A 23,059-nucleotide genomic window follows, 5' to 3' on the forward strand; every position below is an offset into this window, starting at 1 on the left:
TCTTTTCCCGTCCCTATTTACTAGACACTATTCTATCACATGCCAATAGAAAAAGAAAGAAACTAGAGTTCAAATGTAAAAAGTTACCGATAGTAGTCAAAATGTCCTCTACTATTTGCTTTCCCCTTATATGTCACAAGACCTCCCCAAAGAACGAGCAAGAGAAAATCTTTTCTTCAGTCTATATCACAAATGTAATAGCATCAATAGGAAGATGCATGTCATAGATGCAGCAAATACCTAAGAATAAGCAAATCTTTCGAGACTTTTATGGTACTTTCAACCAGCCCTAGCACTTACCCTTATCATCTAATCATGAGAGAGGAATCTCAAATGTGATTCCAAACTAATGCTTGAAAAGGTGACTCGAAAATACCATCTCTGGTTGCATACATTTTCGGACGGTCAATTCAGTATTTGTGTGACCGCACAATAAAAGACTCCGCTTCAGAGTCTTTTATTCTTCATTTAATCACGCATGGCATAGCCGACACCGCGAACTGTTTTGATATAAGACTCCTGATTGGGTAAGTCTAATTTCCCTCGTAAATAACGAATATAAACATCTACTACATTCGTTTCAGAGGCAGCTTCATATTTCCAAACTCGCTCTAAGAGCTGCTCCCGACTGACCGCTTCAGGACTATTCATCAAGGTTGCTAGTAAATCGTATTCACGGCGGGTTAGATTGATTAACTCATCCCCACGCGTTACCGTCCGATTTTGAAAATCAACCTTTAAATCCCGATAAGCAGCGTGCAAATGAACCTGCTTGCAGTGATTATCAATAAAGTCTCGACCACGAAAAATAGCGGAAATTTGCTCCACCAAGTCACTGATAACAAAAGGTTTCACCACATAGGATACAGCATAGGCCAATACTTCCTCGCCATGCTGGGACACATCCGCAGGATCCATTGCTACAATCATGACCGTTGCAGGCTTCATTGCCAGTAACTCCTTGGCTAATTCCTTACTAGACATATCTGATAGCTGAAAACTCATCAGAATTAAGTCAAAATCTGTTTCATGAGCCAAAGACAGGGCTTCCTTTCCGGTTGACACATAGTCCACAAGGTAATCCTTTTTTTGCAATTCCATAGAAACAAAATGCGATAGATTGCGCTCTTTTCCAGCAATCAAAATTTTCTTAGCCATTGCTCATCCTTTTTTATTCTTTCAAACGGGCTAGGAATCATACCATGACCAGAAAGATAGGCGCTCACACACCTATCTATTCTTACTACTCAGTCAAAATCAATAATAGACGCTCCACTCATTTTTTAATTGTTGAAACACAGTCAGCTATTCATAGTTGGATATACACTACTCTAATGGAGTGGACTAGTAGGCCAGTCAAACACTTCCATCAGCATAACCTGATACTAAAAATTGAAATCGCCCCCTTAATCTCCAGCGTCTAAACTTGAGGAAGTAAGGAGACAATTCTCTAGCCTACTCCTTTGACAAAGTCTAAGAGACTATTGATGATAAAAATGAAGGGAGAGACATTCCATCCACTTGTTTCAAATGAACAGCTGAAATTCTGCACTAAAATGAGCATTCATACTGTTGATTTTCAAAGAGTATTAGTTTGATTCACTATACCAGTCATAGTGGAAGATACCCTCTTTATCCTTACGGTTGTAAGTATGGGCACCGAAGTAGTCACGTTGTGCCTGAATCAAATTCGCTGGCAAGTTTTCAGCACGGTAACTATCAAAGTAAGTAATTGCTGCTGAGAAGGTCGGAACAGGAACCCCTGCTTGAACTGCTAAGGCAACTACATCACGGACAGCTTGCTGGTATTTAGCTGTAACATCAAGGAAGTATTCATCCAAGAGTAAGTTTGCCAAGTCCTCATCACGACCATAAGCATCTGTGATTTTTTGCAAGAAGCGAGCACGGATAATACAGCCGGCGCGCCAGATTTTTGCAATCTCTCCAAATGGCAAATTCCAATTGTTTTCTTTAGAAGCTACGCGCAATTGGGCAAAACCTTGTGCATAAGACATGATTTTTGAAAAGTAGAGAGCTTGACGGATTTTTTCTACCAACTCAACCTTGTCACCTTCGTAGGTAAATGGAGCTGGCTTTGGAAGAATCTTGCTAGCTACCACACGCTCCTCTTTATACGTAGAAATGTAGCGAGCAAATACTGATTCTGTAATCAATGACAGTGGCACACCCAAATCCAGTGATGATTGACTCGTCCATTTACCTGTCCCTTTGTTACCAGCAGCATCTAAAATATAATCAACAATTGGACCATCTTGTCCCTGATCGTCTTTGCGTTTTAGAATGTCTGCTGTAATTTCAATCAAGTAACTGTCCAATTCACCTTGATTCCACTCAGTGAAAATAGTTGCCATTTCATCAACAGATAACCCCAACAAATGTTGCATAAGATCATACGACTCAGCAATCAACTGCATATCGCCATACTCAATACCATTGTGCACCATCTTCACATAGTGACCCGCTCCATCTGGACCAATATAAGTCACACAAGGTACGCCATCCTCTGGAGCCTTTGCTGAAATTTCTTCCAAAACATCTGCTACCAATTCATAGGCTTCTTTTTGACCGCCAGGCATGATAGACGGACCTTCAAGAGCACCTTTTTCCCCACCAGATACACCTGTACCGATGAAGTTGATACCTGAGTTTGCCAATTCTTTTGAACGACGGATCGTATCTTCATAGAAGGTATTACCACCATCAATCAAGATATCCCCTTCATCCAGATGCGGTAAAAGAGCTTGGATAGTGGCATCCGTACCGGGTCCCGCTTGAACCATCAGCATAATGCGACGCGGTTTTTCAATGGAAGCTACAAAACTCTCCACATCATAACTTGGAATCAAGTTTTTTCCTGGATTACTTGCAATAACATCCTCTGTCTTGTCCGCAGAACGGTTATAAATGGCTACTGAGTAACCACGTGATTCAACATTAAGCGCGAGGTTACGTCCCATAACAGCCATACCCACAACACCAAAATTTGCTTTTGTCATTCACTTACTCCTCTAGTTAATATCTCTTTCATTATACATTGAAAATTGAAAATCGACAAGAATTTTCTGATAATTTAACCACTTAATAATCAATAAAAATCAAAAATTGACCGATTCCTGACTACCAGGAAATTGTTGGGATTCAGAGATAAAGCGAACAATGTTCGCTTTAAAGTTAAAAATAGAACTCCACCACTCCCTATTTCTCAAGTAGGAAACCATCCAATTCACCGGAACTAATACCACTAAGGTAGGAAATCCTGTCCTGTTTTGACTTTCACAAAGTTAAACTATTTAGACTCTTCCTCATCCTCAAATAGTCCCTGCAATTGAGCAAAAGGACTATTGGCTTCTTTTTTCTCCTGTGTTTTTTGATGGAAAGTCTCTTCTGTCATCAGCACCCAAGACCGCCCAGAAGATAGGTTTGTTCCTGCCTCTTCTTCTGGTGTCAAAACCTTGATTGGGATATTAAGCAAAATGTTATCCGCTACACTTTCTTCCAAAACAATGCGATCCTCTTCTACCACAAGAACCATGTCCTCATCAATCAAATCCTGTTGCTTGAGAATAGCTTCATTTGCAACAAATATCTCATTTACCTGCTGTACTTCATTCAATACTACAGGTTCTAAGGATCGACTAGAAGCTAGTGTAATATCATAAGCCATCCGATAATCTAGGAAAAAGAAACCCGATTCAAAGCGGATATTCCCATTCACCTGAACAGGAGACAGACCTAAAATCTCCCTGTTTCGTCCTTGCAATTCTTCCTGCAAGTCCAAGGTTTTATCAAAGGAAATTCCTTCTGGAATCCTCTGAATATCGTAAATATGAAACATACTACTCCCTTATTCACTTAATTCTGTAACGTAATTGTAAACCTCTTGACCAGCAACTGCTCCGTTACCAACTGCTGTAGCGATTTGACGAAGTTGGTTTTGGCGAATATCACCGATAGCATAAATACCTGACTTCTCAGTTTCCATCTTTTCATTGGTCACAATCCAACCAGCATCATCAGTGATCCCCAGATCGCCAACACTGTCTGTCATCGGATCAAGACCGACATAGATAAATACCCCACCAAAATCAAGCTCAGTCACTTGCTCAGTCTTAACATTCTTGATGACTACACTTTGAACACGCAAATCATTGCCCTTGATTTCTTCTACCACACTATCCCAGATGAAGTTGATTTTTTCGTTGGCAAAGGCACGATCTTGGATAACTTTTTGTGCACGCAGTTGGTCACGGCGGTGAACAATGGTTACAGATTCTGCAAACTGGGTCAAGAAAATAGCTTCTTCTACCGCAGAGTCTCCCCCACCAACAACCAAGAGTTTTTGCCCTCGGAAGAAAGCACCATCGCAGACAGCACAGTAAGATACCCCGCGGCTATTGTAGGTATCCTCACCCGGAACACCTAACAGACGATGTTTTGCTCCCATCGCTAGAACGACTGTTTTAGTTTCCAAAATACCATCTTCGGTCACTACTTTCTTGATTGTCCCCTCTTCTTCTATGCGAACCAAGGTGCCAAAGATATGATCTACTCCAAATTTTTCAAGAGGTTCAAACATTTTTTCAGCCAGAGCCGGACCAGAAATATGGGCATAACCTGGATAATTTTCAATTTCAGCGGTATTATTCATCTGACCGCCGTAGATGCCACGTTCTAACAAGGCTACTTTCAAATTACTACGACCTGCATAAAGTGCTGCAGTCATCCCAGCAGGTCCTGCTCCAATTACAACTGTATCGTACATATTATCCTTCTTTCTATGCTTTTAGCATTAGCAAAATTCCCACTATCCCAAAAGCTACAATGGGAATCGTCATTACATCAATCATCAGTAAGTCAAACAAGAAATCTTGCCGCTCTTGCAAGGTTTTATCCACACCTTTTGTCATCCGTAGAACAAACCAGACTAGACTGGCAGAGATGATTAACAAAGAAGCCAGCAATAGACCTTGCAAATAAAAACTTAAAATGTTTTGTAACATTTATTTTCCTCAATTATCTTAAAATCACCTTAAAAAGTTTGGCGCTTAGCCTTTCGCTCTGCACGACCCTTTGCACGCGCTTCAATCCGCTTGGTCTTGCGACGTTTTTCATCCACTGCCCATTGGATTTTCTTTTTATAGCCAGGTTTGATTTTTTTCTTTTTCTTCTTGACCAGTCCAATCATTTCTAAATCCAACTTCTCATGAGATTTTTCACGATTGACACGACGGTCTCGATCATAGGTATCAACAAACTCACCGTTTTTCATTTCTTTTGGTAGAAATGCAATATTGAGTTTTTCCAACTCCCGAATATCGGCATCATCACTCGGTTGATAAAGAGTAATAGCGATACCTGATAAACCATTACGACCCGTACGACCGACACGATGGACAAAGAAAGAAAGATCTTGCGGAATAGCATCATTGATAACATGGCTGACACCTTCAATATCAATCCCACGAGCAGCTAAATCTGTTGCCACGATGTATTGATAATCCAAATTCTTAACCTGATTCATGATGCGCTTGCGTTCACGTGGTGGAATGTCTCCATGAATCTTGGCAACCCGCAAACCATTTGCTATCAGATAGCTATGCAACTCATCTGCACGGGTCTTAGTATTGACAAAAATCATAGCTAAATATGGCTGCATTAGCTTGGTAATTTCTAAAATTTGTGCATTTTTATCACGACCTTTGGTTGAAATTAGCCAATTCTCAATGGTATCTGAGATAACAGTACGAGTTTTGATTTGTTCCATGACTGGATTGGACAAATATTTCTTCAGGAAAGGCTGCAATTTCTGCGGAATAGTGGCTGAGAAAACCAAAAATTGCAGATTTTTAGGCAGACTGCCCGCAATCTTATCTACAGTTTCTAAAAAGCCCATATCTAAAGTCATATCCGCCTCGTCCACCACGAAAATACCTGCCTTGTGGATGGCCAGATCACCTGATTTGACCAAATCATAGATACGACCAGGAGTTCCAATAACAATATGGGGCTGGTTGGACTGGAGCTTGTCTATTTGACGATTTTTATCCGTCCCACCGACATAGTTGGTCACCCGAACTTCCGTCTCAGCATGCTCAGCAATTTGACGAGCAGCTTGATAAATCTGAGTAGCCAGTTCACGAGATGGGGCTGTAATAACAGCCTGAACTTGGTCCAATTCCTCATTTAATTTTTGGAAAATCGGGATCAAGAAGGTATGGGTCTTACCCGAACCTGTTTTTGATTCCCCTATCAAGTCTCGCCCTGACAAAACAACAGGAATCAATTTCTCCTGAACTTCTGTCGGCTGGACAAAGTTAATTTCTTTCAAAGCCTCCTGAATATAAGGCTTGAGTTTCATATCCGTAAATTTCATAGTTTCCTCTTTAGTTGTATTCCCTCTATTATAGCACGATTTAGGTGGACAAGCAAAAAGGACGGATACCCGTCCTAATCAACTCTCGCTTGCTTCAGTAAATTCTGCCTCAATAATTCCAAGTTCCTTCTCTTCTTCCAAACTTGCTTTAAAGGCCTCAGTGAGTTCTAATTCGCCATCAAAATCACCATTTATTTTTTTCACAAATGTGTCTGCCAACATCCCTCCCATGGGCTGGAAGGTAAAATAGGTCAAACCTCCTGAAATCAGACCACCCAAAATAGGGACTGCATTGGCAATAGTCTTTTCAACAGTCTTTTTGGTAATGTTCACACCAATCACTGCGGCTACCTTTTTCACCAAGGGATACCAAGTTGTCTTGGTCAAAGCCTGCATAGCTACTTTTTTACCGATATTAGCTCCGACTGTCTTGGATACTTTATTGAGAAGAACTGCTGAACCACCTGCTCCAAACATGACACCAATGTAGGCAATAATGCGGATTTGAACCTCTTCTGAAATTTCCTTCCCTTCACCAACAAATAATTCATCTTCACCAAAAAGATAAGCGATTTGTTGCGACAAATTCAAGGCAAAGCCAAAATACTGAGCTATATCAGCAGTACCTGCCGCCACCGCTGTAAATGGATTCCCCGGTAAACCAGCTGCGAAAGAAATCAAAGATGTTTTCGTAGTCATATCATTAATGATTTTTTCAGCTTCCTTACGCAAAGCTTTTGTAGTGAAGACCGCAGTTGGTCCATCCGCAATAATTTTATCTAGATAGGGACTATCTTTAAAACGAGTCTTCAAAAATTCTTCCCGATTGACTTTAACCATAGGAAGTTGACTAGCAGCTGTCATGGTTTGAATAACCACTCCATATAACTGTTCTTGATTGAATTGTTCCATTTTTATCCTCCACCAATTCTCTCTCTATTTTACCCCCCCCCCGACCATATTTGTCAAGGTAAAAAAACAGCATTTCTGCTGTTTCTGACATTTTATAGATAAAGAATAGCTAGGGTAATCAAGCTCATGATGAGACAGACTGACCAGAGGAAAAAATCAACTTTCCACTCGCTCCATTTTTCAGCTTTTCCGGTCAAACCTCCGAGCTCTAAATGGTGATGAAAGGGCGTCATACGAAAGATACGCCGGCCTTCTCCAAAACGCTTTTTAGTGTACTTGAAATAAGAAACTTGTAGCATAACAGATGATGTCTCAATTACATAGACCAGACCGATGAGAAGGAGGGTCCATTCTTGGTGAAGAACCATAGAAATCGTTGCCAGCATCCCTCCTAATGCCAAACTTCCCACATCTCCCATGAAGATTTTGGCCGGCTTACGATTGTAGATAAAGAAGCCCAAAAGACTACCGATCATGGTGAGACAGACTAAAAGAATATCATACTTTTGCTCATTGTAGGCGATAATAGAGTAGGTTAACAGACTAATAGCTACTGAAATAGAGGCCAAGCCATCAATTCCATCTGTCAGATTGACCGCATTTGAAAAACCGACCAACCAAAAGAGTACAAATGGAAGGTAAAAAATTCCCACGTTTATCATATAGCCAAACACATTAAGCTCGCCACCACCTGCACCTTTCATGTGAAGGAAGTAGAAAACAACACCGCCTAAAATCTGTAAAGCTAATTTTTGCTTAGGACTAAGCCCCTCGTTAATCTTGCGGAAGATTTTCAAAAAATCATCTAAGAAGCCGATAAGACCATACAGGGCTAGAATGAAGAGAACTGCAATGGCCCCTCCTGTCAACAACTGAGAGAAAGTAGCAAAGACAAAACTGGTCAGAACAGCAACAGCCAAAAACACCGTTCCTCCCATAGTGGGAGTTCCAGCCTTAAATTGATGTTGTTTGACATCTTCGTGCATCTGCTGGCCTTCAATACGCTTGGCCTGATAAAAAGTAATAAAATGCGGAATAAAGAGAACTGTTGCAAAAAAAGCAACCAATCCAGACACAAGTGCAAATTGCATGTTAATCTCCTAATGTAACTGTAATTTTCTTGATTTTTTTCAGCTTTGTACCAATCCCAACGCTCTGTTTCACAACTTTTGAACCCGAACCTTTATAGGTCACTTCAATCCCGGTCCATTCAGCAAAACGCTCCATATTCTCTTTGGTGACTGCATATAAATCTGGCATCTCCTCAAATTTATTTGTCAACAAGAGAAGTTGTTGATTGGCTGCAATCGTACTTCCTTTTTCTAGCGAAACCTTTTTAATTTCGGATCCGTTTCCTAAAATAACTGGTTGAACGAGGTAACGACGAAGTTCCTCAGCGGATGTTCCCGGATCTTTTCCGATAAGATCTGGTAATTTGTATTCTGTTTCAGTAGTGACTCGGGTTAAAGCCGGAGCAGGTGCATTAAGATTTAAGTTGTCCTTCAGGAGCATCGCTTCTTTCAGAGTTGGATTGATAATATCTCGCCATGATAGGACATTCAAAACTTCCGGCTGACGAATCGTTACATACATGATAAATTCAGGATTTTCTGCAGGAATCATGGCGACTACCGAATTGATATAAGCGCCCTTAATATAGCCTCGACCGTCTTCGCTGGCAATTTCCGCTGTTCCCGACTTAACTGCAATATCATAACCGTCCACCTGAATGGCTGGAGCATGCAAATCATGAGAATACAGGGTTCCATAGATGGGATCCGTTCCCACATTGATCATATAGCGAAGTGTATCATCTGCCGCTTTTTTAGAAACAGGATTCCCCACTTCCTCTTTGGAAGAAACTCTGGCTGTACCGGTGTTGGGATCGTAAAGTGCTGAAATGAATTTAGGTTCCAGCATGACTCCACTATTAGCAATAGAAGTGAAACTACGAATCATCTGGGCCTGATTGGCAGAAATACCTTGGCCGAAAGATGACATGGCGATGGAAACGATGTTATCCTCTGGTACCATCCCCGGTGCCTCATCTCCCATCCCAAAACGTGTTGGATAACCAAATCGGAATTTTGTCAGGTAATTGAGCCACTTCTCATCGCCCATCTGCTGCTGCAAGAGGGTCATCCCAACGTTACTTGACAAAGAAAAACCCTGAGCATAATTGAGGGTAACAGCAGAGTAACCCGCATTCAGTGTCCAGTCGTTAATTTTTGCATCTGCAATGGTGTATTCATTGTTGGTATAATAAGCATTTGGATTAAAGGTTCCATTATCAATAGCTGAAGCCACTGTCAGCACCTTCATTGTCGAACCTGGTTCAAAAGCTTCTTGATACAAGAGTGACCGCTCCAATAATCCTTCTTCTCCCAATCCTTCCTTGGTATCTGAATCATAACTTGGACGCTGGGTGGTTGCCAATATTTCTCCCGTCTTAGCTGAAATGAGGGTAGCGTTGGCATAACGTCCCTTAGCATTATTGAAGAAAGTATTCATATTTGTTTCAAGGGAACGCTGCAAGTCCGCCGAAATAGTTGTGTAAACATCCTGTCCATTGACGGTGTCTCTTTCAACTTTTTCTGTTCCCGGCAGGATACGCCCTTGACTATCTTTTTCATAAATAACCTTGCCATCTTGACCAGCCAAAATACTATTCAAATAGTATTCCAAACCACTCACACCTTGCAAGCTATAACTTGCATCTTTATTCTCGATTAAGTTTGCCAAGCCCACAAAGATAGAAGCAAAATTCCCATTTGGATACATCCGACCAGGACTAGCATTGAAGGCAATCCCTTCAATACCCGCAGCCTTCATCTCTTCTTTGATGTTCGTCATGGTACTGTAAGAAATATTTTTTCCTAAAGTTCCAAAATAAACCTGTTTTAAGTCCGGCTGGTTTAGCTGTTTATTAACGTAGTCCGTCTCCATTCCGAGGTGTTTCTTCAAAACATCTGCTACTTTGCTGAACTGAGAAGATTGGACATATAAAATCTTCTTCTGCTCTGACACATACTTTTTGTCGATAATGGCATATATAGTATAGGTTGTCGAATCTTCAGCAATCGGAATCCCTGTCCGATCGTATATAGTCCCACGTTTAGCTTGTACAGTCACTTCACGCTGATAAACAGCCTTTGCTCTTTCTGATAAAGCCACTCCAAACTTACTGTCCGTACCAATAATGTAGGCAAAATTGATTAAAAAGAGAAAAAAGACGAAAACCGTCAAAAGAAGAAGGCTTTGTCCTACTCTCCGACGATTTTTTGACGGAACATATCGCTTTCTCAAGACATACCGCAAGAGTTTATTGTTTTTTCTGGGCATTATTCGGCTACTCCAATATTGTCATTATTAAAAGTTAATCCAGCTTTTTTAGCAATTTCCATCAAGCGAGCGGATCGTGTCAATTCATTGACCGCTTGCTTAGCATCATTGATTTCAATCTGCTTTTGATTGATTTCTTGATTGACCTTAGCCATCTCAGACTGGAGCTGCAAGAGCCTAGTCTGCATGAAAATAACTCCAATCGCAAGAGCGAGACCGGATAAGACGATACTTGCATAGAATGCTTTTTCCACACGTGTAAAGGTCTTGATTTTATCACCAATCACTCGCATAGTGGCTTCCCTACGTTTTTCTTGCAACATAGACTTTCTCCTACTTGTGTATTCTCTTTGCTACACGCAATTTAGCTGAATGAGCGCGATTGTTAGCAGCCATTTCTTCTTGACTCGGTAAAATTGGCTTACGATTCACCAACTCCAGTGGTGCTTTCAAGCCATCTGGAATAAAGGGCAGTCCCTTGGGAACAGTAATAGTACTAGCTTCCTTAAACAACTGTTTCGTCAGACGATCCTCCAAAGAATGGAAGGTGATGACTGAAATCCGTCCATCTAAAGCTAGTAAATCAATAGCTTGCTGGATAGACTCATCTGCTGCACCAAGCTCATCATTGACCTCAATACGAATAGCCTGAAAAATTTGCTTAGCTGGATGCCCTTTCTTTTTGAGTTCCTTAGCTGGTTTGGCCGATTTGATAATAGCCGCCAATTCTGTCGTAGTTTCAACTGGCTTAATCGCACGCGCTTGTTCAATTTTACGAGCTATTTGCTTGGAAAACTTATCTTCTCCATACTTGAAAAAAATCCGCACTAAGTCGTGGTAGTCATACTTATTTACCACATCATAAGCTGTCAAACATCCATCACGATTCATCCTCATATCAAGAGGAGCATCTTGTTTATAGGAAAAACCACGTTCCCGCTCATCAAGCTGAGGACTAGATACTCCCAAATCGTAACAAATCCCATCGATCTCTGTCACACCAAATTCAGCTAAACGTGCCTTGAGGTGGCGAAAATTATCCTTGATAAAAGTAACCTGACCTTTTTCGATATAGGGAGCCAGTCGAACATGAGCATGATCAATGGCTGCTTGGTCTTGGTCAAAAGCGTAGAGGTGTCCTCCATCTGTCAATTGACTAAGCAGGTACTCACTATGCCCTGCTCCACCCAACGTTGCATCCACATAAGTTCCACTCGGTTTAATATCTAGCATATCCACTGTTTCATGTAACAGAACAGTCGTGTGATTAAATTCCTTAGTCATATCTTTTCTATTGTACCACAAAATAAAATAAAAAGTTGTTGCAATCTTTTTACAAAAACAATGTCAAATATAGTTGACATAATGAAGAAAAGCATGTATAATAACGTTGCGAACAGATGTCAAATATACTTGACACCTCAATCCTTCTGCAACAATCCGCCAGATATAACAGATAAGAAAAAGGGCAGCTACCTTCTTATTTTTTCAATGTATCACATATATTAGACATAAAAAGGAGGACACATGAACCGTGTCAAAGATTATCGCCTACTGCTAGGTATTTCTCAGCTGGATCTGGCCAAGGCCATCGGCGTATCCAGGCAGACCATCAATATGATTGAAAACAACAAGTACAACCCCTCGCTAGACCTCTGTATCAACCTAGCCAAAGCTTTACAGACCGATCTCAATAGTCTCTTTTGGAATGATATAGAAAGGAAAAAATTACCATGAAAAAGAACACACGTAAAGCTCTCATCTCTACCCTTATTTTTATCCCGCTCTTTGTCCTCTTTCAGCTTTGGGGCAATAGCGGAGCAGAAATCTTGCACACCATCAGCCAAGCAAAATTTTGGCTACAATTGCTGATTGCTGGGACCATCTACTTCTTAGGCTTTGTTTACATCTTACCATTGTTCGATCAAAAATAAGGAGCTGCTTATGAAAAAAGAAACCTTTCAAGATAAATTAATCAAACGATTTTACGGTATCGCAGGGCCCTTGGATGAATTTCGCCAAAAAGAAGCCTTCCGACTAGGCAATACCTGCTTTATCCTGCTCTTTTGGGGCACCATGGCTCTTACCCTACTGGCACTCGCTCTATCCAAACGCTACCCAGAAGTCGTTGCCTATGGCTACCCCGTTACTCTGCTCCTAGCCTACCTATCTGCTAGTACCTACATAATGTTTAAACTCCGGCACAGTCAACTGGACAGTTTAGATGTAGAGGAACTGACTACCAAGGAACAGAAACAACTCAAGGGAGCAAGTTTCAAATTCGCCCTCTATTTCACTACCGTTATGTACATTTGGACTGTTGTTTTTGGTGCCTGGATGGAGGGACTCAATCCTCTCGACCATCTATTTGACCTCCGAAAATTCCTAGCAGCCTGTCTAGGAGGTATTTTCACGGGCATTGCTATCGAAATCACGCTTCGCAAGCGCATGAAAAAAGCAGAACAACTGACTATCAGCTCTGCTATTGCCAAAGAAGAACCCAAGTGGATCCAGAATATGATTAAACGTTTTTATGGTATCCGCGGTCCTTTAGACGAATACCGACGGGCCGAGGCTGATGCTATCGGCGGGCAGGGCTTTATCTACTACTTCTACTTCCTAGCTCTTGGAAATGCCATCGCCTACTTCCTAGCCTACCGCTATCCTGTGGAGGTGGCGGCCTACTATCCAATAATCATTGCCTTCTTCAGTATTATCCTAATTGGTATCGTTAATATGCGCACCCTCCATGCTGACCTGCCTCAATATGACGTGGACGAACTGAGCCCTGAGGAAAGACAAGGACAGACCCTCAATCCACTCTTTTGGGGACTGGGAGTTGCCCTGCTATCTAGCCTCTTTGCGGGGCTGGCAGACCTCTTTAGCCTCCAGCTTCCCCTACTGGCTTCCATCTTCCACGTAAAATCCCTCCTCTTCGGTGGCATGATGGGCCTCTTTGCCAGTCTAGCCCTGTCTGCCCTTGCCTATCTGCAAAAACTGGAAGCAGATAGTACTAAGAAAAGATAAGGGTACGAATGTATGAATAAACCACTTACACCTAAGCAAATCAGCCTATTTTTTGTAGCATTCTATAGCCTAGCCTGTGCCTTTGCTCTCTATTCCTATCTTGTAAAAGAACCATTTACAAGCATCTTCTTACTCAACTTTCCAATCATTCTCTGTAGTAGACAATGCACAAACAAAGAGGAAAGACACTATTTTTTCATTCAGAACAGCTTTGCTGTTGTTGCTCTGGTCATTACCTACGGTATTGGTATTTGGTTGGGTTCTGTAAAGCCACTCCTTCTCATCTTCCCAGCTCTTTTTGCTATTTATCTCCTCTATCGCTTTTATTTTCAAAAAGATCAACGATAGGAAGTAAAGATGGAAAGTTGTCCGCTAGCATTTATCACGCAGAACTCTATCTTCTACATGTTTGGCTTACCGTTCTGACAGGTACTCTTGTATTTCACTAACTGTTAATTTTCTCACCTGAGTATTGACATATTCTCTATATTCTTTAACAGAAAAGACAGGCTTCATATCCTCACAGGTCTTCCCTTTGTTCTTTTTTAAGTACCGTTGCAAATCTTCAATGTCTGCAAAAATTTTATAAGAAATTCTACCTTTTTCATTTTTCAATTCGTAAATACCACAAGACTTTTTCATACTATAATCAGCGGTACGTAGATAAAATGTTGCGATTTCTAATGATTTGAATGGAAAATTCCATCGCTGTAATCCTCGACTCGGATCACGCTCAATGCAAATACAGCGACCACAAGAACCACAAATATATTGTGTATGATTTTCCAAACAATCCAAGGGGTTAAAAAGTGGGGTTACCCTATTTTTGTCAATATAACATTCCGTACACATTCCTAATCCCACTCTCCTTTCACACCATAGTCTTCTATCAAAATGGTACCATTTTCCATAAGCTTTTTCAAAAATAAATATACAAGTCCAGCATTTACAAAGACCGACTTTTTCTATAAAATAGAGAGTATATGATATTCAAAACCATTTTCAAGCAACTCAAGCCCTTCGATTACATTTTAATTGGACTGACAGTCCTTTTATCGTTTATCCCTGCTATTTTTACCTATACCCATCTGACAGTGACCAGTAATGAAACAAGAATCATTGCCTATGTCCGCGTGAACGGACAAGTGGTTGATCAGTTTGAACTATCCCAAACAACTCCTCATCAAGAAAAGACCTATTATCCAAATGAAGGTCAGTACAATATTGTCGAAATAGATGGCGAGCGCATTCGGGTTAAGGAGGACAATAGTCCTGACCAAATCGCTGTTATGACCAGCTGGATCAGCAAGCCCGGGCAACTGTCTGTCTGCTTGCCCCACAATCTTCTTATCGAGGTTAAAGCTATTGGTGGAAAAAACAGCAATGAGGAAGAATTGATTTTACCACTATAAATATAAAAATAAGGCACAGTTGTCTAACTGTGTCCTATTTTTATAGAATAATTGCTAAAACCAGCACGAGCAGATAAATTCCCGCAAAAAGAACAAAGCTTTTTACTGACTCGACGAAGGTTTCTCGTTTGATTTGCTTTTTCAAGTAAGTTGTGAGACTCTTATAGGCTGGTAAAACACCGAGTAAACCAAATAAAGCCCAGATTGGCAAGAAACCCGTCACACAGTATAAGAACAACAGAACCCAAGGTAGACTAGCCAAGAAAAAGTATAATTTCAAAGCATTTTTCTTCCCAATATAGTAAACCAAGGTATAGCGGTGATTGCGAACATCCTCTTCTAAATCACAGGTATTATTAGCCAGCATGATATTAGCAATGAGGGTGACTAAAGGCAAGGACATGAAGAAAATTTCTAAGAGTCTGGTCCAAGAAAAGTGCAAACTCATCCATTTCCCGCTCAGATAACTAGACAAGAGCAAATCAGGTTGCTGAATAAAGACTGATAGGAAGAAGATACCAAACCCCATTGTCACACCTGAGAAAACTTCTCCTAGAGGCATTCTGGATAGAGGAATCGGACCAAAGGTATAAAAGATACCAATGAGAAAACAGACAGTTCCAAGGGGCAGGAGTAACCAGCTCGTCCGCCAAACGAGGATAAGTGAGACAATAATAGAAAAGACCAACAAGCCCAGTACAATCCCAATCATCTGTCGAAATTCAAGCGAAAACTTTCCGATAACATTGCTTTCTTGACGATAAGCTTCGTCCTTAGCTTTATGATAATCCATACTATTATTGATGGCGGTAGTACACATATCAAAGCTAAGAACAGCCAACACAAACAAAAAGGTATTGAGCCAGTTAAAGGTCTGATAACGATAGACCGCCCACAGAATTCCCAATGTCATAGGAAAAACACTGGCCACTTTTGTTTTGATTTCAACGAATTCTAAAAATACAGGCAAACTAAGACCACTAATTGATTTATTCATTGGCAAGACGATACTCCTTGTTGCTTAATGTAAAACGTTCTTTCAATCCATCACTTAGATGGACCCCCTGTTTTTTATCAATGAAGACCGCTTCAACTCCATCCATTTGGTTGATAAAATGAAGACCTTTTTCTACACCGAGCAAAAATAGTGTTGTGGATAAAGCATCTCCCTGGATCGAAGTTTTTGAAAAAACAGTGACTCCTGAAATATCATTTTCTACAGGATAGCCTGTCTTTGGATCAAGAATATGGTGGTATTTAACCCCGTCAACTTCTACATAGCGCTCATAAATACCAGAGGTAACAACGGAATGACGGGTTCCTGGCACAGAGCCAACCGTGGTACCACGGACCTGATCTGGATCTTGAACTCCGACATTCCAACCATTTTGAGTCGTTGGCGAATCTCCCATAACAACCACATTGCCACCAAGATTGATAACCGCAGTCGTAATCCCTTTACTTGCAAATAATTCTCGAACCTTGTCTGCAATGTAGCCTTTGGAAATTGCTCCCAACTCTAAAATCATGCCTTTCTTGATAAAAACCGTCTTCTTTTCCTTATCAAGGGTAATATTCTGATAGTTGATAGAAGGAAGAGCAGCTTTTATCTCCTCATCACTTGGCTTACGCGCTGCTTTGTCTCCAATCTTCCAAAGATTACTGATAGCACCGATAGAAATATCGAACAAGCCCTGACTTTCTTTACTCATTTGGATAGCTTTTTCGATAACTTCAAAAGTACGTTCATCTACTTCTACAGCTTCTTTTCCCGCTGCTTGGTTGATACGATAAACATCTGCCCCCTCTAAATTTGTTGATAGCAGACTCTCCATCTCTTTGATGTAAGCAATGGCCTTTTCCATCGTCTCGTCTTGATTCTCATGATAGATGCTCAATTGCACAACCGTATGAAGAAGACTCTCACTGCGTGTCAAGGGATTTTTTACAAGAGGTAACCCTTCTGTTTGTTTCCTTCCACAAGCAATTAGTAAAACGATCAATGTCCCAATAAACAAAAGACTCACTATTTTTTTCAATGATTCCACCTTCAAAAAATAAGAAGACACAGTTGCCAAACAAGTGCTCCTGTGTCTTTTCTGTATTGACCTTATTTGTCAAGTTTTACAGTTTCTGTTTTTCCTTCTGCAGCAGCTTTAAGAAGGGCTTCTGTACTCTTCTTAAAATCTTCAGAAGTATGAGTTGCACCTGACACAACTTCAACAGCTGATAGTTCTTGTTTTGCTACTAAGGCAGCATTCAATTTCTCAATTGCTTCACCAGCCGAAACACCAGCCTTGTCCTTCATGTTTTTATTGTATTCTTCATTAGTTGATTTAAGGCTGCCATCTTCAGCTTGGTAATCAAATTTTGATTCACTGATTTTTCCGTCTTTCACAGTCAATGTGTGAACAATCTTGTAGCCGTGCTTATCCTTACCTGATTCAGATTTGTAAGTTCCATCTTTCAATACTGCTGTTTTAGCAGCTGAAGATGTTGTTGAAGCAGCTTCCTTCTTAGAACCACAAGCAACAAGTGTCAAAGCAGCACCAAGAACTACCAAACTTTTCAACACGATTTTAGTTGTTTTCATGACAACACTCCTTTTATAACATAAATAATTTTCTATATATAATAATATACCGAATATATCAAAATGTCTAGTATTTTTTAAAAATAATGACTAAAAATAGTTTCTAATAACTCTCGCAGCGAATCCTGAGATATCTTGGGCATTCTATCGAGAAAATTTGTCATTTTTTTCAAATAAGCCACCATTAACTGCTCTGTTCTTGCTATAGCTTGTGTAGCAAAAATCTTCTCAGCCAGCACTTCCAAACCCTCGACAGTTGGCTGGTGAATATAGGCTGTTAAATTCTGGCGAATCGCTTTATCTTCTCGTAGAGCAAACAAAAGTGGGGCAGTATAGATACCATTTTGAATATCCTGTAATCTCGGCTTGCCAGATTGACTTTCAACTAATTGGTAATCAATCAAATCATCTCGTAATTGAAAAGCCATGCCAAGCGCTTGTCCAGAGCGAAAGGCTAGATTACTGTTCTTCTTGGATTGTCCAGGAATAAAACTTCCTAATTGACAAGCTAACCCGAATAGAAAGGCTGTTTTCCCTTGAATTTGCTTCAGATAAGCTTTCATGGTCATATCTGCATCAAACTGATTAAGCAACTGTAAGAGTTCACCACGCAGGATAATTTCCATTAGCTTATCATTACCCACATTGAAATCCTCCTGCGAAAGCTCTTGTAAACGCAGACCTTTTTCCAACAAGCGTCCCGAATAGGCTAGGAGATAATCTCCAGTATAGATGGCAATACGATTGGAAAATTGCTGATGGACTGTTTCTACACCTCGTCTCCTCCCTGCCCCATCAATGACATCATCATGGATAAGAGTCGCTAAATGTAGGACCTCCAAATGGGCAGCAAAGTACAATTTAGACCGACTAATCTGTCCCTCTATCATCTGGGCAAAGAGCAGACAAAGGCCAGCACGCAGGTATTTGCCCGGTGCCTCTACATACTCAACAATCTTTCTCTTAACTGCTGGATGCAAAACCATCATCTCTGATAATATGATGGCTTTAACCTCTTCCAACCCCCTTTTAGTGTCGGGATAGGGGCTCCAAATTTGATGTACCACTAGCTTTTTAATTTTCCTTTATTTTTTATCCTTTATACGATAAATATGCTTGGGTTTCCCATAAATTTTCCTATCAAGAAAACGACCAAGCCATGGCATTATCCAATAGTCCAATCCAAAGGCTCTACCTGCACCATTCATAAGAGAGATAGCCGCAGGAATAAACCAGATATTTACCCAGTAGAACATGCCTGATAAACTAAACATAACGACCAAGGCAACCGTTGCCGCAGACACAATCCAAACAAAGGCACCGACAATCAAAGCCAAACCAATACCAATTTCAGCTATGGTCATGAATTTTTGCATAAAGAGTGCCACCTCTTGGTTTGGCATAATAAACTCCATGATAGAGGCAAACCAGTCAGGCATCTTGTCAAGTACAGCCATCGGTGTCTCACCATAAGCGTAACTCAAACCAAAGATTGGTTCTGCTGCTGTCGTTGCTGCCTGTGATGCACTAGAAACTGCTTCTGCCGCCGAAGCACCCGATACTGGATCCGCCAACCATGGGAATGGAAAGACGACCTTATCACCAAACCATGAAGTTGTTCCAAACAGACCAAAGGCTTTCTTTATACCCTCATAAAGCCAAACGGAGCCATACAACACACGAAGTGGAACTGACCAAAGCAGGTTTCCTTTACCTGAAGTGTGACCGCCAAAAATATTCCGTTTATTCTGAATATCAAAAAACTCATGGCGGACATAGGAGCCCATATAGAAGAAACTCCGAATAGTGAAGAAGTACAGCAAGTTAACCATGTGTTTGACAGCCATTGCCATGAAACCAGACAGGTGGTACTTATCCATCAAGAATGCAACACCATAGCGCGCACCGATAGAAACCATAAAGCCATCGTATTTCCCTTTGTAGCTATGCTTCTCACCACCTTTTATAGCAGCGATAATATTGCTGGCTGCTGTGTGTCCAGTTTGCTCAGCAGCTTGAACGATTTGCGGAGTTGGTTTACCTTCTGATTCTTCAAAGTAGACCAAGTCACCTGCCACATAGACATTTTCCTTACCCTTAGCTTCCATAAATTCATTAGCAACCAGACGCCCTGCTCGTGCTCTTTCAATTCCGAATTCACTAGCATCCGTGTTGGCTTGGACACCGGCTGTCCAAATAGAAGTATAAGTAGGGATATGGCGACCTGATGAAAGGGTTAGGCTATCTTCTTGGATACTAGCAACACCATCACCAAGGACCAACTCAACACCTTTTTTCTCCAGATACTTACGAGCTTTAACTTGCTCCTTTTCTGTCACCATAGCCAAAATGTTTGGCGTTGCTTCTACTACCTTGAGTGAGAATTCTTTCGGATCTAATTTGAACTCCCGCGCCAAGATTGGCACCCAATCAATCAACTCACCAATCATCTCAATACCGGTAAATCCAGCACCAATAACAGTAAAAGTCAACAAGGCACGTCTCTTGACTTCATCATGTTCACGCATAGCCCGATAGCAAGCGTCAACAATGTGCTCATGCAAGCGCTCTGCTGCTTCAATAGACCAGAGAGTAAAGCCATGTTCTTTAACACCTTTTACACCAAAATCATTGGCCTCACCTCCCATGGCAAGAAGTAAGTAGTCAAAGTCGAGAGTTTGATGTTCAGCGACCACCTGCTTTTTATCATAGTCGATTTCAACAACCTTATCGGTTACCAACTGTACTTTTGGATACTTTTTAAAGATACGTTGGAGATCATACTTGATGGCATTTGCTTCCACACGTCCAGCAGCTACTTCATGTAACTCTGTCATATAAGTGTGGAAAGAGTTCTTGTCAATCAAGGTAACTGTTACATCTTGGTTCTTTTTAAATGTCTTTCCTAACAAGCGTGCTGCTGCAATCCCTGCATAACCAGCACCAACAACCACAATATTTTTTGTCACAATGTTTCCTCCTTGTGAAAACCAAAACAATTTACATGTTCCCATTATAACCCATTATAGGGACCTTGACAAGGAAAATTCAATAATTAGTAATATACATGCGGACGAAGCTTGCCATAGCGAGCAAAAACAAGTATGATAGTAGAACAGATATTCGACTAGAAAGAGATAACCAATTGAAAGAGAGTTGGATGCACCGCTGTTGAATTGCCTAGACTCAGCCTTGCTTACTCTTTATTCCTTGCTTGAAGGTTATTTCAATTGATTATAACACCAACTTTATCATGAACTCCAAACGTCAAACCCTTAATTTTATAACCATGTTGGCAGCGCAGGCAATCGTCATCTCCTTGGTGGAGCGATTGATTACACCACCTCTTGCTTTTGCACCGGGGGCAAAATTAGGACTAGGAAATCTTATCAGTCTTATTGCCATCTTTACCTTACCTGCTAAAGATAGCGTTAAAGTTGTCGCACTTCGCCTACTTATTTCAACCTTTTTGGGTGGAACTTTTTCAACCTTCCTCTATGGCTTTGCAGGGACTACTCTTAGTTATGTAGTGATGCTAGCTACCAAGCAACTTGGCCCTAAACGAGTGAGCCCCATTGGAATCTCCATTCTGGGTGGTATCTTGCACAATCTCGGACAACTCTTGGTTTTCGCTATCATCGCACGTTCCCTATTTGTCTTAAACTATCTTCCTATTCTGGCCTTCACAGGAATTTTATCAGGACTCATCGTTGGATTAGCTGCCACCTACCTTCTCCAAAAAGTCGGACCTCTCCGCCACTACCATAAGCAAATACTAGCTGAGTGGAAGTAGCTTCCAACGGCCTACTTTATTGATAACTCTAGCCGCCAGTTTTTCATCAATTGATTGACACTCAAACTGGCTATATCAACTGAATTCCAGAAAGGCCGCTCCTTTTATCACAACAATCTACTTTTCGTACACTTCGTAAAAGAAAAAATCTACTCCTTTGCTTGTTTGTCCCTTACATTTTCTTTCTTTTATGCTACAATAGCTTCATCTTTATTTTTTTAGCAAAGGTAGAATGTATGTTACCATTTAGAATGAAACTTTCTCCTAGTCAACGAATCATTGTTAGTTTTTTATTTGTGATTCTGACAGGATCTGTTTTACTAAGTCTTCCCATCTCACAGATTAGTACTTCTGCTGCAACCTACTGGGATCACCTATTCACTTCTGTCTCTATGGTTTGTGTAACTGGACTCTTTACCAAGGCCGTTGCTGAAACCTATTCGACATTTGGACAGATCATTTGCATGATGTTGATCCAAATTGGAGGGATGAGCTTAATCGGTTTTATCGGTCTCTTTGCCCTGCGGGGAGGACGAAAGATGAACTTCATGAATATGGCAACCCTACAAGAAGCATTAAATCGTTCTGATACCAAATATTTTCGTAGCTTTCTCAAATCAGCTTTTGGTTTTACCTTAAGCATTGAAGCCTTCGGTGCCCTGCTACTTTCCTTCCAGTTTGTTCCTGAACTCGGATGGGCGAAAGGAATATTTACTTCTATTTTCGTAGCTATCTCAGCCTTCTGCAATGCAGGTTTTGACAACTTGGGCACAAGCAGCATGGGGCAGTATGTAGACAATCCATTGATAAACTTAACACTAGCCACTCTCATCATCATGGGAGGTTTAGGATTTTCCGTCTGGTTCGACTTTCAAACACAAATTGGTCAAAAACGTAGCCTATCTAAATTGGGGTTTCACACAAAAGTCGTTCTAGGCTTGACAGGTACTATTCTAGTACTCGGCACCTTATTGACCCTACTCACCGAGTGGAACAATCCTTCCACCATCGGAAATCTATCATTTGGCCATAAGATTCTAGCAAGTTTTTTCCAGACAGTTACCATGCGAACGGCCGGTTTTGCTAGTATTGACTATACCAAGGCCGAGCCCATCACCCTTCTTATCTACATTTTCCAAATGATGTTGGGAGGGGCACCTGGTGGTACAGCAGGTGGTATTAAGATTACTGCCTTCCTAACTCTGGTACTCTATGCACGCAGCGAAATATTAGGTTTGCCTCATACCAATTTCATGAGTCGAACCATTGACAATCTCAGTATTCGTAAAGCCTTTGCAACTTTTTCTGTATTTCTCCTCATGTTTATCATGGGACTTTTTGCACTCGCTCTTACAGACCGGCAACAACCGCTTCTCTTTGTAATATTTGAGGTAATGTCGGCACTAGCAACCGTTGGAGTAACAGCCAATCTAACCCCCAATTTAACCATGGCAGGTCAAGCTATTATCATGGCTCTCATGTTCTTTGGACGCATCGGTCCTCTATCTATCCTTGCTAGTCTTTCTGCTCGGAAGCTGTCTAAAAAAGAAAGTCTACAATACGCAAAATCATCCATGCTTGTTTAA

General features: G+C 41.0%; 24 protein-coding genes. 7 read left to right on the top strand and 17 right to left on the bottom strand.

Going from position 1 to position 23,059, the window contains the following annotated elements:
- Positions 1-468: 468 nt before the first annotated feature.
- The 11 genes from SR187_RS07630 to rsmH all read right to left on the bottom strand — a co-directional run bounded on the left by SR187_RS07630 (position 469) and on the right by rsmH (position 11,932).
- Positions 469-1,158, bottom strand: a complete 690-nt coding sequence (locus SR187_RS07630) for a response regulator transcription factor (protein WP_024532842.1) — start codon at positions 1,156-1,158, stop codon at positions 469-471.
- 431 nt (positions 1,159-1,589) lie between these two features.
- A complete protein-coding gene (gndA, locus tag SR187_RS07635) occupies positions 1,590-3,017 on the bottom strand; it encodes an NADP-dependent phosphogluconate dehydrogenase (protein ID WP_024532843.1) in 1,428 nt (475 codons plus the stop codon).
- A 290-nt stretch (positions 3,018-3,307) separates the two neighbouring features.
- Positions 3,308-3,856 carry a YceD family protein gene (locus SR187_RS07640; protein WP_120172053.1) on the bottom strand — a complete coding sequence of 183 codons (549 nt, stop codon included), beginning with the start codon at positions 3,854-3,856 and terminating at the stop codon, positions 3,308-3,310.
- Between the two features lie 9 nt (positions 3,857-3,865).
- Positions 3,866-4,783: a thioredoxin-disulfide reductase gene (trxB, locus tag SR187_RS07645; RefSeq protein ID WP_120172054.1), complete on the bottom strand. Its 918-nt coding sequence runs from the start codon at positions 4,781-4,783 to the stop codon at positions 3,866-3,868.
- A 13-nt stretch (positions 4,784-4,796) separates the two neighbouring features.
- A complete protein-coding gene (locus tag SR187_RS07650) occupies positions 4,797-5,021 on the bottom strand; it encodes a DUF4059 family protein (RefSeq protein WP_120172055.1) in 225 nt (74 codons plus the stop codon).
- A gap of 29 nt (positions 5,022-5,050) precedes the next feature.
- Positions 5,051-6,394 (bottom strand): DEAD/DEAH box helicase, encoded by a 1,344-nt coding sequence (locus tag SR187_RS07655; RefSeq protein WP_120172056.1) that lies wholly within the window; start codon positions 6,392-6,394, stop codon positions 5,051-5,053.
- A gap of 78 nt (positions 6,395-6,472) precedes the next feature.
- Entirely contained in the window at positions 6,473-7,306 is an 834-nt protein-coding gene (locus tag SR187_RS07660) for a hypothetical protein (RefSeq protein ID WP_120172057.1), read from the bottom strand.
- Between the two features lie 92 nt (positions 7,307-7,398).
- Positions 7,399-8,397 (bottom strand): phospho-N-acetylmuramoyl-pentapeptide-transferase, encoded by a 999-nt coding sequence (gene mraY, locus SR187_RS07665; RefSeq protein WP_120172058.1) that lies wholly within the window; start codon positions 8,395-8,397, stop codon positions 7,399-7,401.
- Between the two features lies 1 nt (position 8,398).
- Positions 8,399-10,648, bottom strand: coding sequence for a penicillin-binding protein PBP2X (gene pbp2x, locus SR187_RS07670; protein ID WP_120172059.1), 2,250 nt, complete (start codon positions 10,646-10,648; stop codon positions 8,399-8,401).
- Positions 10,648-10,971: a cell division protein FtsL gene (gene ftsL, locus SR187_RS07675; RefSeq protein WP_024532850.1), complete on the bottom strand. Its 324-nt coding sequence runs from the start codon at positions 10,969-10,971 to the stop codon at positions 10,648-10,650. The genes pbp2x and ftsL overlap by 1 nt, the downstream gene beginning before the upstream one ends.
- A 10-nt stretch (positions 10,972-10,981) precedes the next feature.
- Positions 10,982-11,932, bottom strand: a complete 951-nt coding sequence (gene rsmH / locus SR187_RS07680; RefSeq protein WP_120172060.1) for a 16S rRNA (cytosine(1402)-N(4))-methyltransferase RsmH — start codon at positions 11,930-11,932, stop codon at positions 10,982-10,984.
- A 243-nt stretch (positions 11,933-12,175) separates the two neighbouring features.
- Between rsmH and SR187_RS07685 the strand changes: the two genes are divergently transcribed.
- Genes SR187_RS07685 through SR187_RS07700 form a run of 4 tightly spaced genes read left to right on the top strand, consistent with a single transcriptional unit; the run spans position 12,176 to position 14,023 of the window.
- Complete coding sequence (locus SR187_RS07685; RefSeq protein ID WP_024532852.1) at positions 12,176-12,385, top strand: helix-turn-helix transcriptional regulator; 210 nt, start codon at positions 12,176-12,178, stop codon at positions 12,383-12,385.
- Positions 12,382-12,582 (top strand): hypothetical protein, encoded by a 201-nt coding sequence (locus SR187_RS07690; protein ID WP_024532853.1) that lies wholly within the window; start codon positions 12,382-12,384, stop codon positions 12,580-12,582. Before SR187_RS07685 ends, SR187_RS07690 begins: the two co-directional genes overlap by 4 nt.
- Positions 12,583-12,592: 10 nt before the next feature.
- Entirely contained in the window at positions 12,593-13,675 is a 1,083-nt protein-coding gene (locus SR187_RS07695) for a DUF3278 domain-containing protein (RefSeq protein ID WP_120172061.1), read from the top strand.
- Between the two features lie 12 nt (positions 13,676-13,687).
- Positions 13,688-14,023 carry an MFS transporter gene (locus SR187_RS07700; protein WP_120172062.1) on the top strand — a complete coding sequence of 112 codons (336 nt, stop codon included), beginning with the start codon at positions 13,688-13,690 and terminating at the stop codon, positions 14,021-14,023.
- A gap of 66 nt (positions 14,024-14,089) precedes the next feature.
- On the opposite strand, the gene SR187_RS07705 is transcribed toward SR187_RS07700, so the two are convergent.
- Positions 14,090-14,527, bottom strand: a complete 438-nt coding sequence (locus SR187_RS07705; RefSeq protein ID WP_120172063.1) for a hypothetical protein — start codon at positions 14,525-14,527, stop codon at positions 14,090-14,092.
- A 131-nt stretch (positions 14,528-14,658) separates the two neighbouring features.
- Between SR187_RS07705 and SR187_RS07710 the strand changes: the two genes are divergently transcribed.
- Positions 14,659-15,087 carry a NusG domain II-containing protein gene (locus tag SR187_RS07710; RefSeq protein WP_024532857.1) on the top strand — a complete coding sequence of 143 codons (429 nt, stop codon included), beginning with the start codon at positions 14,659-14,661 and terminating at the stop codon, positions 15,085-15,087.
- Positions 15,088-15,127: 40 nt separating this feature from the next.
- Here the strand turns inward: SR187_RS07710 and menA are convergent, their stop codons facing one another.
- The 5 genes from menA to SR187_RS07735 form a co-directional block, all read right to left on the bottom strand.
- The gene (gene menA, locus SR187_RS07715) at positions 15,128-16,084 is read right to left on the bottom strand and encodes a 1,4-dihydroxy-2-naphthoate polyprenyltransferase (RefSeq protein WP_024532858.1); all 957 of its coding nucleotides are present in this window, start codon (positions 16,082-16,084) and stop codon (positions 15,128-15,130) included.
- Positions 16,077-17,126, bottom strand: a complete 1,050-nt coding sequence (locus tag SR187_RS07720; RefSeq protein ID WP_024532859.1) for an FAD:protein FMN transferase — start codon at positions 17,124-17,126, stop codon at positions 16,077-16,079. Before SR187_RS07720 ends, menA begins: the two co-directional genes overlap by 8 nt.
- 71 nt (positions 17,127-17,197) lie before the next feature.
- On the bottom strand, positions 17,198-17,680 hold the full coding sequence (locus SR187_RS07725) for an FMN-binding protein (RefSeq protein WP_120172064.1): 483 nt from the start codon (positions 17,678-17,680) through the stop codon (positions 17,198-17,200).
- Between the two features lie 77 nt (positions 17,681-17,757).
- Complete coding sequence (locus tag SR187_RS07730) at positions 17,758-18,747, bottom strand: polyprenyl synthetase family protein (protein WP_120172065.1); 990 nt, start codon at positions 18,745-18,747, stop codon at positions 17,758-17,760.
- Between the two features lie 18 nt (positions 18,748-18,765).
- On the bottom strand, positions 18,766-20,649 hold the full coding sequence (locus tag SR187_RS07735) for an NAD(P)/FAD-dependent oxidoreductase (RefSeq protein ID WP_120172066.1): 1,884 nt from the start codon (positions 20,647-20,649) through the stop codon (positions 18,766-18,768).
- A gap of 284 nt (positions 20,650-20,933) precedes the next feature.
- Here SR187_RS07735 and SR187_RS07740 point away from each other — a divergent pair, with 284 nt between their 5' ends.
- Both SR187_RS07740 and SR187_RS07745 read left to right on the top strand, forming a co-directional pair.
- Complete coding sequence (locus SR187_RS07740; protein ID WP_120172067.1) at positions 20,934-21,473, top strand: Gx transporter family protein; 540 nt, start codon at positions 20,934-20,936, stop codon at positions 21,471-21,473.
- 236 nt (positions 21,474-21,709) lie between these two features.
- Positions 21,710-23,059: a TrkH family potassium uptake protein gene (locus SR187_RS07745; protein ID WP_024532864.1), complete on the top strand. Its 1,350-nt coding sequence runs from the start codon at positions 21,710-21,712 to the stop codon at positions 23,057-23,059.

The sequence above is a fragment of the Streptococcus ruminantium genome (assembly GCF_003609975.1).
In the GTDB taxonomy this organism is placed as follows: Bacteria; Bacillota; Bacilli; order Lactobacillales; family Streptococcaceae; genus Streptococcus; species Streptococcus ruminantium.

What these genes read in the sequence shown, in the direction of transcription:
- SR187_RS07630 (WP_024532842.1), bottom strand. Translation starts at nt 1,158, where the DNA reads ATGGCTAAGAAAATTTTGATTGCTGGAAAAGAGCGCAATCTATCGCAT.
- gndA (WP_024532843.1), bottom strand. Translation starts at nt 3,017, where the DNA reads ATGACAAAAGCAAATTTTGGTGTTGTGGGTATGGCTGTTATGGGACGT.
- SR187_RS07640 (WP_120172053.1), bottom strand. Translation starts at nt 3,856, where the DNA reads ATGTTTCATATTTACGATATTCAGAGGATTCCAGAAGGAATTTCCTTT.
- trxB (WP_120172054.1), bottom strand. Translation starts at nt 4,783, where the DNA reads ATGTACGATACAGTTGTAATTGGAGCAGGACCTGCTGGGATGACTGCA.
- SR187_RS07650 (WP_120172055.1), bottom strand. Translation starts at nt 5,021, where the DNA reads ATGTTACAAAACATTTTAAGTTTTTATTTGCAAGGTCTATTGCTGGCT.
- SR187_RS07655 (WP_120172056.1), bottom strand. Translation starts at nt 6,394, where the DNA reads ATGAAATTTACGGATATGAAACTCAAGCCTTATATTCAGGAGGCTTTG.
- SR187_RS07660 (WP_120172057.1), bottom strand. Translation starts at nt 7,306, where the DNA reads ATGGAACAATTCAATCAAGAACAGTTATATGGAGTGGTTATTCAAACC.
- mraY (WP_120172058.1), bottom strand. Translation starts at nt 8,397, where the DNA reads ATGCAATTTGCACTTGTGTCTGGATTGGTTGCTTTTTTTGCAACAGTT.
- pbp2x (WP_120172059.1), bottom strand. Translation starts at nt 10,648, where the DNA reads ATGCCCAGAAAAAACAATAAACTCTTGCGGTATGTCTTGAGAAAGCGA.
- ftsL (WP_024532850.1), bottom strand. Translation starts at nt 10,971, where the DNA reads ATGTTGCAAGAAAAACGTAGGGAAGCCACTATGCGAGTGATTGGTGAT.
- rsmH (WP_120172060.1), bottom strand. Translation starts at nt 11,932, where the DNA reads ATGACTAAGGAATTTAATCACACGACTGTTCTGTTACATGAAACAGTG.
- SR187_RS07685 (WP_024532852.1), top strand. Translation starts at nt 12,176, where the DNA reads ATGAACCGTGTCAAAGATTATCGCCTACTGCTAGGTATTTCTCAGCTG.
- SR187_RS07690 (WP_024532853.1), top strand. Translation starts at nt 12,382, where the DNA reads ATGAAAAAGAACACACGTAAAGCTCTCATCTCTACCCTTATTTTTATC.
- SR187_RS07695 (WP_120172061.1), top strand. Translation starts at nt 12,593, where the DNA reads ATGAAAAAAGAAACCTTTCAAGATAAATTAATCAAACGATTTTACGGT.
- SR187_RS07700 (WP_120172062.1), top strand. Translation starts at nt 13,688, where the DNA reads ATGAATAAACCACTTACACCTAAGCAAATCAGCCTATTTTTTGTAGCA.
- SR187_RS07705 (WP_120172063.1), bottom strand. Translation starts at nt 14,527, where the DNA reads ATGTGTACGGAATGTTATATTGACAAAAATAGGGTAACCCCACTTTTT.
- SR187_RS07710 (WP_024532857.1), top strand. Translation starts at nt 14,659, where the DNA reads ATGATATTCAAAACCATTTTCAAGCAACTCAAGCCCTTCGATTACATT.
- menA (WP_024532858.1), bottom strand. Translation starts at nt 16,084, where the DNA reads ATGAATAAATCAATTAGTGGTCTTAGTTTGCCTGTATTTTTAGAATTC.
- SR187_RS07725 (WP_120172064.1), bottom strand. Translation starts at nt 17,680, where the DNA reads ATGAAAACAACTAAAATCGTGTTGAAAAGTTTGGTAGTTCTTGGTGCT.
- SR187_RS07740 (WP_120172067.1), top strand. Translation starts at nt 20,934, where the DNA reads ATGAACTCCAAACGTCAAACCCTTAATTTTATAACCATGTTGGCAGCG.
- SR187_RS07745 (WP_024532864.1), top strand. Translation starts at nt 21,710, where the DNA reads ATGTTACCATTTAGAATGAAACTTTCTCCTAGTCAACGAATCATTGTT.